The organism is Agrobacterium sp. DSM 25558, assembly GCF_900100825.1.
Classification (GTDB): domain Bacteria; phylum Pseudomonadota; class Alphaproteobacteria; order Rhizobiales; family Rhizobiaceae; genus Agrobacterium.
The window spans coordinates 163,960-173,757 of the sequence record NZ_FMUD01000009.1; the positions used below are offsets into that span (position 1 = coordinate 163,960).

The window sequence follows — 9,798 nt, forward strand, 5'->3', positions numbered from 1 at the left end:
TTGCAAGTCAGGCGCTTTCGCGCGCAGCGGCTGGGACGGCATAAATATTGTCCGGCCTTGGTAAGCCATAATGATCGCGCAACGTCTCGCCTTTGTAATCCAGTCGGAACAGGCCGCGCTTTTGGAGAAGCGGCACAACTTCGTCGATGAAGATATCGAATCCGCCCGTCAGCCATGGCGGCATGATGTTGAATCCATCCGCAGCACCCTCCCGGAACCAGCTTTCGATCCAGTCCGCCACCTGCTCGGGCGTGCCGGCGATGACCTTATGGCCACGCCCGCCTGCGAGCCTGTGCAGCAATTGCCGAATGGTTGGATTTTCGCGGTCAATCACATCGAGAACAAGCTGATGACGGCTGCTGTCGGCCTGGGCGCGGGTTGCCTCGACGGCTTCACGCGGCAAGGGCTTATCCAGATCGGCCGAACCGAGATCGATGCCGGTGATGCGGTTCAGTTGCGCCAGAGAAAAGGCTGGCTGGACCAGGTCGTTGAATTCGGCCTCTAGCTTCCGAGCTTCCGTTTCCGTCGAGGCGATGAAGGGACTGATGCCGGGCAGGATTTTGACATGGGCGGGATTGCGCCCCGCTGCGGCCACGCGCTTCTTGATGTCGGAATAGAAGCTTTTCGCGCTTTCGAGCGTCTGGTGCGCGGTAAAAATCGCTTCGGCGTAACGCGCCGCAAAACCCCGCCCATCCTCGGAAGACCCAGCCTGCACATAGACCGGACGGCCCTGCGGAGAGCGCGGCAGGTTCAGCGCGCCGCGAACCTGATAAAAATCACCCTTGTGATTGGCCGGATGAATGCGGTCCGTATCCGCAAAAAGACCACTCTCCTTGTCGGCCACGATGGCATCGTCTTCCCAGCTATCCCAAAGCTTTGTGACTACATCGACAAACTCGGTCGCCTGGCGATAGCGATCGGAATGAGGCGGGTGCTTTTCGAGGTTGAAGTTCGCGGCTGCCGCATCGGCCGATGTCGTGACGATATTCCAGCCGACGCGGCCGCCACTGATATGATCGACGGAGGCAAACAGCCTAGCCAGATTATAGGGCTCGTAATAGGTGGTGGATGCAGTGGCTATAAAGCCGATTTTTTCCGTGACCGCCGCAAGCGCGGCGAGCATGGTAATCGGCTCCAGCCGATGCCGAGCGGCATAACGGATGTTGCTATCCAGAACCGGTGCATCTGCAAAGAAAATCGCGTCCAGCTTGGCCGCTTCCGCACGCTTTGCGATATCCTGGTAAAGCTTGATATCGGTCACACGAAGTGGCTCCGACTGCGGATGACGCCAGGCCGCCTCGTGGTGGCCGCCGGGATAGATGAATGCGTTGAGAACGAGTTTCTCCGACGTTCTGCTCATTGTCTTTCCGATCCTGTTCATATGTCGAAAGATGATTGGCGCACCAGTCAGTGCGCCAAATGCATCAGGCCTCTTTTGCCAGCCATGCCTGTGCCAGGTTGCCGCTCAGGCCTTCTGCGCCCACGGCATAATCCTTGACCCTGACGCTGCCGACGACCGGCTGAATGGGCGAGACAAGATTGATGACCGGTAAGTCCCTGGCGACGATGACCTGGAATGCCTTGAACAACTCGGCGCGTTTTTCGATGTCGGGCTCCACCGCCGCCGCCTCCAGCAAGCGGTCGACCTCCGGGTTTTCGTAGTGGCTGGCGTTCGAGAAAGGCAGGCCGATCTTGAAGTTCTTGCTCCAGTAAACCCGCTGCACACCGGCTGTCGGATCGAACGTATTGGAGAGCGATTCCACCGAGAGGTCCCAGGCGCGGTCGGTATAAACCACCTTCACATAGGTGCCGAAATCGAACTTCTGGATATCTGCCTCGATGCCGATCTTGATCAGCGCTTGCGCGATGAAGTCGGAATAGGTCTGCGGATTGAACGGGTTGGTGGTGACCCTCAGCTTGAAACGCTTGCCATCTCCCTTGCGCGGAAAACCGGCCTCATCCAGCAGCTTTTCCGAAAGCGCCGTGTCGAACTTGGCAAAGTCGATATCCGGATTGTGGAATTTCGGCAAGCCGGGGCTGATGGGCGTGGGAGACGGCACCGCATAACCGTAAAGAACGATGTCGATGAGGGCAGGAACGTTGATGGCGTGCGCAATGGCCTGCCTCACTCCAAGGTTCTTGAGATACTCGTTCTCAAGATTGACGACGAGCTGGTTTTGCTGCCCCGCATAGGCATAGATGCGATCATCCACCTGCAGCGACGGCACGGCTTTCAATCGCTCCAGATCAGACAGTGCAACAGGGTTTGGGCCGATATCTCCCTCTCCCGTTTCAAGCGCTGCCGCCCGTGCGCCCGCATCGTTGATCAGCCGGATGATGACGCGATCCAGATGCGGGCGCGGTTGGTCCCAGTAATCGGCGTTCTTTTCCAACAGAATGTGACTGCCGGGCGTCCATTCTTTCAGAACGAACGGTCCGCTGCCGATGATCTGGTTCGGTTTCGGGTTTTCGGTCGGCTTGAAGGTTTCGAAGATATGCTTGGGTACGATTGGCGACTCCGACGATGCCAGCGCGGTAATCAGCCCCGGCGAGGGCTTGGCGAGCTTGAGTTTCGCGACAAGCGGGTCCGACGTATCGACACTCTCGACCTGCGAGAAAGTCGCGCGCCCACGAGGATGCGCCTCTTTAAGACGGAGAACCGAGAAGGCGACATCCTGGGATGTGACGGGCTTGCCATCATGGAATTTTGCATTCGGCTGTAGATGGAAGACATATTCCAGCCCATCGGCGGAAACCGACCACTCTCTGGCGAGGCTTGGCTTGGGTGTCAGGTCATAATCATAAGTCAGCAATCCGTCGTAGATTTTGGAGCCGACGAATTGCGGACCACCAGCGCTGGTGTTGATCGCGACGAGCTGGGTCGGCTCCGGGAAATAGACGATCTTCAACGTGCCGCCGGAGACGGGTTCTTCGGCGGCCGCAAATGAACCGCCGGGAAGGGCAACGAAAGCGCCCGCAGCAAGCGCGATTTTGTGAAATTGGCGTCTGGAAAAACTCATCTCTGTCTCCGGCGTAAAGGGAATGAGGCGATATCAATGAAGCTGCGGAAAGCCGTGGCGTTCGGCCAGCAGCGAAAGAATGCGTTTCGTGTCCTGAACGAAGCGCTTGTCGCCGTGGACTGTGGCGTCTTCGGGCGCGTCCTCCGCAAAAATCAGAAGCGGCAGCGACTGGTTCTGCTCGCCAACCTGCGCAATCACCGCCTCACGCGGACGGGTGAAGCTGACGCGGTGAATATCAAGCCGTTTCGCAAGATCGGGAAAAGCTGCAAGCAGCCCTTCGATCTGGTTGCAATGAGGGCAGACGAACGTCACCCCCGGATGTTTCGGGTCTTCAAAACCGGGGGCGATGAGAAAAAGCGTGTCCTTGGCCATGGGCATCCATCATTGACAGTTAGGGTGAACCGACACTGACGCGGGAGATATGGTGGGTCCAGAAACGTATTTTTGCCGTGATGCGAAGAATAAATTTGCCGAAAAACAACGATGAAATAGCGTTCTTTGGAAGATTACTCTCCGGGCATTTCCTTTTTCCGGATGGGTCAAAAGGACAATGGTATTCGCCGATTGCGCTCTGAAGCAGACGTTCAAAAAATGGAAGACAGGAGCAACACGCAATAAAAAACCCGACGCAAGCGCCGGGTCCAGGTAGCAGAAGAGGCAGGGATTAGCTTTGCGGTTGCTTCCACGCGGTCGCGAGGTCGCTGTATGCAATATCGATGGTTGTCACCAGGGATTGCAGATTGGCGTTTCGCAAAATGACTGTCGGCAGCGCAACGATGGAGAAATTCGGCAATTCGTCACCTGTGATCTTTTGAATGTCCTTGAACTGCGCCACACGCTTTGTCTCATCGCTTTCCACGGCAGCAGCCCGGAAAAGGTCGTCCACCTTCGGATTGTTGTAATGCGCTGCGTTGACATAGGGTGCCGGGTTCTTGATCCCATCGGACCAGTACAGCCGCTGTACGCCAGCTGTCGGGTCGAACAGCCGGCTGATGCCGTTTACGGTCAGATCGAATCCGCGCTCGGTATAGACACGCTTGATGAAGGTCGCGAGATCACCGTCAAGCGTTTCCACCTTGATACCGAGCTTCCCGAATGAGGAGCGCAGATATTCGGATGTTTTGCGGAAAACGTCCGACGGCAGGAAGGCGAGTCGCAGCGAAAACCGTGTCCCATCCGCGCCTTTCGGATAACCCACCTTGTCGAGCAACGCGTTCGCCTTGGCAAGATCGAATGGATAGTTGAACGGTGCCTCGTCATTATAGGCGGTGAAGATCGCCGGAATATTCGATCCCGCTGGTTTCGCGGTGCCATAGAAAATCGCATCATTTATGAAATTGCGATCAATGGCATGCGCCAACGCGTGACGGACTTCCTTCTTGGCGAGAATGGGATTTTCGAGGTTGAACTCGAAAACGGCTGCATTGTTGAGATAGGCATCCGTATAGACATCGACAGCCAGTTTTGGATCCTGCCGCAAGCGTTCCAGATCGCCGAAGGATACATCGGTTGCGTAGTCTGCCTCACCCGTTTCCACCGCGATCGTCGCTGATGCAGAGTCTGCAACGAAACGCGCGATGAAGCCATCCAGATGCGGCAAGCCAGCCTGCCAGTAGTTCGGGTTTCGTTTGAGTTTCACATAGCTGCCGCGCTTCCACTCTTCAAAGATGAATGGCCCGGTGCCGATTGGCGCGTTTCCATTCGGGCTTTCGCTGAAATTGTCCGAGGGATAGGCATGCGCGGGCAAGATCGGCGTTTCACCGCCGACGAGCGCCCGCAACAAATAGGGTGCGGGTTCGGAAAGAACCACGATGGCGGTCAGCGGATCGGGCGTTTCGACGTCGGCAATGTTGGCAAAGGTGATCCGCCCGCGTGGCCCTACTTTCTTGAAGGCCAGCAGCGAAAACTTCACATCCGCAGACGTTAAGTCTTTGCCGTCGTGCCATTTCACGCCTTGGCGTAGCTTGAAGGTGTAGCGCAGACCATCGCTTGCCACATCCCAGCTTTCGGCCAGAACGGGATGCGGCTTGAACTCGCTGTCGAACCGCACCAGCCCTTCGAGGATCTTCGTGGAAATGGCGCGCGTGCGCGTATTGCTATCCGACAATGGCACGAGGGTCGTGGGCTCGCCCAACCCGGCAAAGGTTACGATGCCGCCCTTGCTGGGTGTCTGTGTAGCGGCAAATGATATCGACGGCAGAAGTGCTGCCCCGCCGAACGCTGCCCCCCAAAGCAATGTCTTACGCCTTGTCAAATCCATGATTGTTTCCTTTTCGTTTTGGTTATGAAATGGGGTGCTGCATCAAGCCGGTTTCAAACGGCTTTCCACCAGGCGCGCAAACAGCGTTGCGCCCACCGGAAGGATTGCGTCATCGACGATGAAGCCGGGATTGTGGGCTGGTACGGTGCCGGAATGGCCGAGCGTGAAAAATGCGCCGGGCGCGTGTTTCAACAGATCGGCAAAGTCCTCGCTGCCCATGAAGCGGCTGGGTTCCTTGGACACGCGAGCCTCGCCCAAGACCTGACGCGCAACGTCGGCAACGATGTCGACGGATGCGTCGTCATTGGTCAGAACCGAGAAGATATCGCGAATATCGACCTCTGCCGAAAGACCATGGGCCTGCGCGATATGCTCCGAAATCGTGCGGATGCGCGACCGGATGGTTTCGCGCACCGTATCCGAAAAGGCCCGTACCGTCCCGGCAATCAAAGCGGTTTCAGGGATGACATTATAGGCGGACCCGGCTTCAATACGCGTGATGGACAAGACTGCCGGTTCTGTGGGCGACACATTGCGGCTGACAATCGTCTGCAAGGCACCGATCAGCTCGCCGATCGCTGGCACGGGGTCATGCGCCACATCCGGATGAGCCGCATGCGCGCCCTTGCCTTTAAATCGAATATCGAAGAAATCCGCCCCTGCCAGGATCGTTCCCGGCGATACCTTGAGGTGATTGGGCGCGGCGTGTGACGAATTGTGCAGCCCGTAAATCTCATCCACCGGAAAGTCCCTGAACAGGCCGTCCGCGATCATTGCGCGCGCGCCGCCCAACCCTTCCTCGGCAGGCTGGAAAATGAAAACCACCGAGCCCGCGAAATCCCGCGTTTCGGCAAGATAACGCGCAGTTCCCAACAGGATCGTGGTGTGAACATCGTGTCCGCAACCATGGAACTTGCCGGGATAAACCGAAGCGTAAGGCAAACCGGTTTCTTCCGGCATCGGCAGAGCATCCATATCTGCGCGCAGACCGATGACACGGTTGCCTGCATGTTTGCCGCGAAGCACGCCGATGATGCCGGTCTTGCCGTATCCGCGGTGAACCTCGATACCCCACGACGCCAGCTTTTCAGCGACGATGCCGGATGTCCGCACCTCCTCAAAGCCGATTTCCGGGTGCTGGTGCAGATCGTGCCGGATATCCACCAGTTCCGGTACATAGGTAGCGATCAGGTCGATAATCTGAGGCGCGGGTGTTTTTACGGGATCGACGGCAATATTCACGGCTAGTCCTCATTGCAGTTGGAAAGAAATCGCGCCGCCAAGGTCATGGCGATGCAGGGCAGAAAGAGCGGTAAGAAGCATCAAAGCCTCAACCCAGCCTCCTTCATCAGCGGCAGGATACGGTCGCCGAAATATTCGAGATCCTCTCGGAAATCGTAGAAGTTGAGTTGAACACCATCGATGCCGACAGCTTTAAGCGCCACCAATTGCTCGACCACCTGTTCCGGTGAGCCGATGATCTCGATATTGCCGCCGAGATTGCGCCCCTGCTTGTGGCGCGGGTCGCCGCGTCCGCGCCAGGCATGGGCATCGCTCTCATAATTGGTGGCCGCGAAAGCGCGCGTGCCGCCCGGCTGCGGCTTACCCGCCTCTATGGCATCCGCATAGGCGATTGCCTCGGCTTCCGTATCGCAGCTGACGATGATGGGATTGATGATTGTTTTCACCTGCCGGCCATAGGCCTTTGCCCGGTTTTTGATGGTCGCGACGTGGTCGGGAAGCGTTTCCAATGCGCTATCGATATGCGCGCCGCCGGGCGATGTGACGAACACCAGATCGGAATGGCGTGCGGCAAAGTCGATGCCAGCCGGGGAGCCAGTGGCTGTCACCAGATTCGGGCGGCCAAAGGCAGGTTTCGGCGTGATCCAGCCATTGCTGATTGCCCATGGATTAAGCTTTCCCTCATGGGAGAAATTCTCGGTTTCACCCCACAGCCTGTGCAGCACGTCGAAAAGCTCACTTGCCATGTCATAGCGCTTGTCGTGCTCGATGCGCTGCCAGCCGAACATTTCATGCTCGATGGCGCGGTGACCGGTAACGATGTTGATGCCCCACCGACCCTCGGCGATATGATCGAGCGTTGCGCCATATTTGGCCAAATGCAGCGGGTGGAGCGGGCCGTAAAGCACATGAATTGTCGAAATCAGCAGGATACTTTTCGTCACCGCCGCCATCGCGCCGAGTGCAACAAAGCTGTCGAGCGAGGAATCCCCGTCATAACCACCTTTCGGCAGCCATTGCGTGCGGCTGAAGGCAAGCTCGAACCCCAGTTCCTCCGCCCGTTTTACCAGTTCGACATTATAGTCGAAGGTCCAACTGTTGCTGGTCGGCAGGCTTGAGAAATTGATGTCCTGAAGGTTGAGGAACAGTCCCAGCATCAAGGGCTGTCGTGCAGCACGGCTGAGCGGGCTTTCCGCGAAGTCGAACGGCCCTTTGAGCTCCAGCTCTCCGGTTATCGGCGCAGTCAGTGCCATGTTTTTTCTCCCTTCGGGTCGTTCTTTTGCGTTTCGGCAGACACCAGATGGCGGCGCAAAAATTCCTCCAACCTGCGTGGTGGATTGCCGGTGATGCGCGAAACCGTCTGCGTCACCGGTGCGGCTAGTCCTTCCCCGATCAGCGCGACGAACTCGCCAATGGCACGCCTTTCGAATGCATCGGTATGCGTTGGCAGAGCTGCGGATGATGTGGCAGATACGCCAAGGGGACGCTGTAATATGCGCGCCGCGATACGCGCGATGTCGTGTACCGTCAGCGCCTCTGCCCCCGTCAAAATCAGAGGGTCGGATGAGACCGTGTCATCGAGCAGGGCATGAACTGCGACATCGGCGATGTCCTGCGCATCGATGTAGGACACGGCGGCGTGTCCATACCTGCTCGGCAAATCCTCACCCTTGCCGGCAGCCACGACGACCGGGGCAAGCGCCACCTGCATCCAGGCGTTCGGCCTCACAATGGCATGTGCAATGCCACTAGCGGCCAGATGCGCCTCTACCGCTGCATGGGCGGCACCGGATGTGGAGCGGTCGGGGTTTCTCAAGGTCCAGTCAGAACCAGATATCTTGACGATGCGTGCAACACCCGCATCTTTTGCGGCATCGATGGCGGCAGTCTGGTGAACGATGAGCGTCTCGCTGATCGGTGAAAGAAGGAAAAGTTTTTGAGCACCTCGTGCCGCGTCTTTCACCGTTGCCGGGTCAGCGAAATCTCCTTGCGCGACCTCAACCTTGTCGCCCCAGAGACCTATTGCCTCCTGCGGACGCCGGGTCAGCACCCGCACCGTTTTGCCCGCATCCAGAAGCCGTGGCACGACAAGCTTTCCCAGCCTGCCTGTCGCGCCCGTGACCAGAATATCTACCGCCATTGTTCCCGCCCTCACGTGCCAACGGACTGGCGCGAGGCGGCCAGCGGGCGCGGATCGAGCCAGTCGTGAACGTTGAAATCCGTAGGAATGAACTTCCATTCCAACAGAAAGTCCTTGAAGTGGCTGATGGCATCCACTTCTGCAGGATCGAGATCAAGCACCAGTTGGCGATGCACCTGTGGGCCGTTGGCGGCCAGAACGGCATCCTCGCTCACCCCGATTTCACGCGCGATGAAACGCACCGCATCATTAGGGTTCTCAGTTGCCCAATGGGAGACCCGCCGCACAATCGATACTAGTTCGGTTACGAGATCCGGCCGCTCGTCCGCAAAGGTCGCATCGACAGTCAAAGGCCGTGGCGTACCATTATTGATGCGGATTTTCGGGTCTGGATGAAATCCTGTTGAGACGATGACATACGCCCCAATTAGGTTGGCAACCGTTACGCCCTCGGCACCCTTGACGAAGAAGGCATCGATTTCGCCACGGTGCAACGCCGCGATTTCTTCGCCATAGGGAAACCGGCGCTTGAGACCATGAAGCCTTTGGTTGGCGGGATCGAGCAGAACAGGCTCGGAGGCTGCAATATCCACCAGTTCGACATCGTTTGTAGAAAGGCCGGAAATCACAAGAGCCGAGACAATGCCCTTGAGCGATGTGGCGCGCTGAAAATCGATGATCTCATTCGGTCGTTTCGGCAGGCCTATTCGTCGGCCTGTCAAATCTTTGCCATTGCTTATGCCGCTTTCCGGCAAGGCGATAACCGCCTGAAACTCATCCGTTCGCGTCAGACCGATCAACCGGGTCTGGCGACCTTTCGACCGCGTCCAGATGGGTGGAATATTGCCCCCTTGGCGAAAGGACCAGTCCAGCCGATGATCGAAGTGGCTCTGGCGAATGGCTGGATCAGCCGCATCGCGAATGGATTTCACCTCAATCCCATGCGCCGCAAAGCCTTCGTCGATCCAGCCGAGTTGCGCAGCAATCGACAATGGTGTGGGCGCTGGACAGCGTGCATACCATACGGATTGCGGTTGGGTAACCTTGCGAAGGGCTGCGTCAGCCATGGTTCTCATCCTTACATACGACCTATGTCCGGTACGCTATAAGGATAATTATTTATTCTATAGATATAC

At 57.5% G+C, this 9,798-nt stretch carries 8 protein-coding genes; all 8 read right to left on the minus strand.

Annotation, left to right across the window (positions count from 1 at the left end; all coding sequences use genetic code 11):
• Nucleotides 1-7: 7 nt before the first annotated feature.
• The 8 genes from DSM25558_RS10540 to DSM25558_RS10575 all read right to left on the minus strand — a co-directional run bounded on the left by DSM25558_RS10540 (nucleotide 8) and on the right by DSM25558_RS10575 (nucleotide 9,729).
• Nucleotides 8-1,360 (minus strand): LLM class flavin-dependent oxidoreductase, encoded by a 1,353-nt coding sequence (locus DSM25558_RS10540; RefSeq protein ID WP_077104489.1) that lies wholly within the window; start codon nucleotides 1,358-1,360, stop codon nucleotides 8-10.
• A 64-nt stretch (nucleotides 1,361-1,424) separates the two neighbouring features.
• A complete protein-coding gene (locus DSM25558_RS10545) occupies nucleotides 1,425-3,020 on the minus strand; it encodes an ABC transporter substrate-binding protein (protein ID WP_077104491.1) in 1,596 nt (531 codons plus the stop codon).
• A 33-nt stretch (nucleotides 3,021-3,053) separates the two neighbouring features.
• The gene (locus DSM25558_RS10550; protein ID WP_077104492.1) at nucleotides 3,054-3,392 is read right to left on the minus strand and encodes a DUF3088 domain-containing protein; all 339 of its coding nucleotides are present in this window, start codon (nucleotides 3,390-3,392) and stop codon (nucleotides 3,054-3,056) included.
• Between the two features lie 292 nt (nucleotides 3,393-3,684).
• The gene (locus DSM25558_RS10555) at nucleotides 3,685-5,280 is read right to left on the minus strand and encodes an ABC transporter substrate-binding protein (RefSeq protein WP_077104494.1); all 1,596 of its coding nucleotides are present in this window, start codon (nucleotides 5,278-5,280) and stop codon (nucleotides 3,685-3,687) included.
• 42 nt (nucleotides 5,281-5,322) lie between these two features.
• Nucleotides 5,323-6,522: a M20 aminoacylase family protein gene (locus DSM25558_RS10560; RefSeq protein WP_077104496.1), complete on the minus strand. Its 1,200-nt coding sequence runs from the start codon at nucleotides 6,520-6,522 to the stop codon at nucleotides 5,323-5,325.
• A gap of 80 nt (nucleotides 6,523-6,602) precedes the next feature.
• Nucleotides 6,603-7,775 carry an LLM class flavin-dependent oxidoreductase gene (locus DSM25558_RS10565; protein WP_077104498.1) on the minus strand — a complete coding sequence of 391 codons (1,173 nt, stop codon included), beginning with the start codon at nucleotides 7,773-7,775 and terminating at the stop codon, nucleotides 6,603-6,605.
• Nucleotides 7,766-8,662, minus strand: a complete 897-nt coding sequence (locus DSM25558_RS10570) for an NmrA family NAD(P)-binding protein (RefSeq protein WP_077104500.1) — start codon at nucleotides 8,660-8,662, stop codon at nucleotides 7,766-7,768. Before DSM25558_RS10570 ends, DSM25558_RS10565 begins: the two co-directional genes overlap by 10 nt.
• Nucleotides 8,663-8,673: 11 nt before the next feature.
• Complete coding sequence (locus DSM25558_RS10575; protein ID WP_077104502.1) at nucleotides 8,674-9,729, minus strand: ABC transporter substrate-binding protein; 1,056 nt, start codon at nucleotides 9,727-9,729, stop codon at nucleotides 8,674-8,676.
• Nucleotides 9,730-9,798: the final 69 nt, after the last annotated feature.

Coding starts and splice junctions, on each gene's coding strand:
- DSM25558_RS10540 (WP_077104489.1), bottom strand. CDS start 1,360: ATGAGCAGAACGTCGGAGAAACTCGTTCTCAACGCATTCATCTATCCC.
- DSM25558_RS10545 (WP_077104491.1), bottom strand. CDS start 3,020: ATGAGTTTTTCCAGACGCCAATTTCACAAAATCGCGCTTGCTGCGGGC.
- DSM25558_RS10550 (WP_077104492.1), bottom strand. CDS start 3,392: ATGGCCAAGGACACGCTTTTTCTCATCGCCCCCGGTTTTGAAGACCCG.
- DSM25558_RS10555 (WP_077104494.1), bottom strand. CDS start 5,280: ATGGATTTGACAAGGCGTAAGACATTGCTTTGGGGGGCAGCGTTCGGC.
- DSM25558_RS10565 (WP_077104498.1), bottom strand. CDS start 7,775: ATGGCACTGACTGCGCCGATAACCGGAGAGCTGGAGCTCAAAGGGCCG.
- DSM25558_RS10570 (WP_077104500.1), bottom strand. CDS start 8,662: ATGGCGGTAGATATTCTGGTCACGGGCGCGACAGGCAGGCTGGGAAAG.
- DSM25558_RS10575 (WP_077104502.1), bottom strand. CDS start 9,729: ATGGCTGACGCAGCCCTTCGCAAGGTTACCCAACCGCAATCCGTATGG.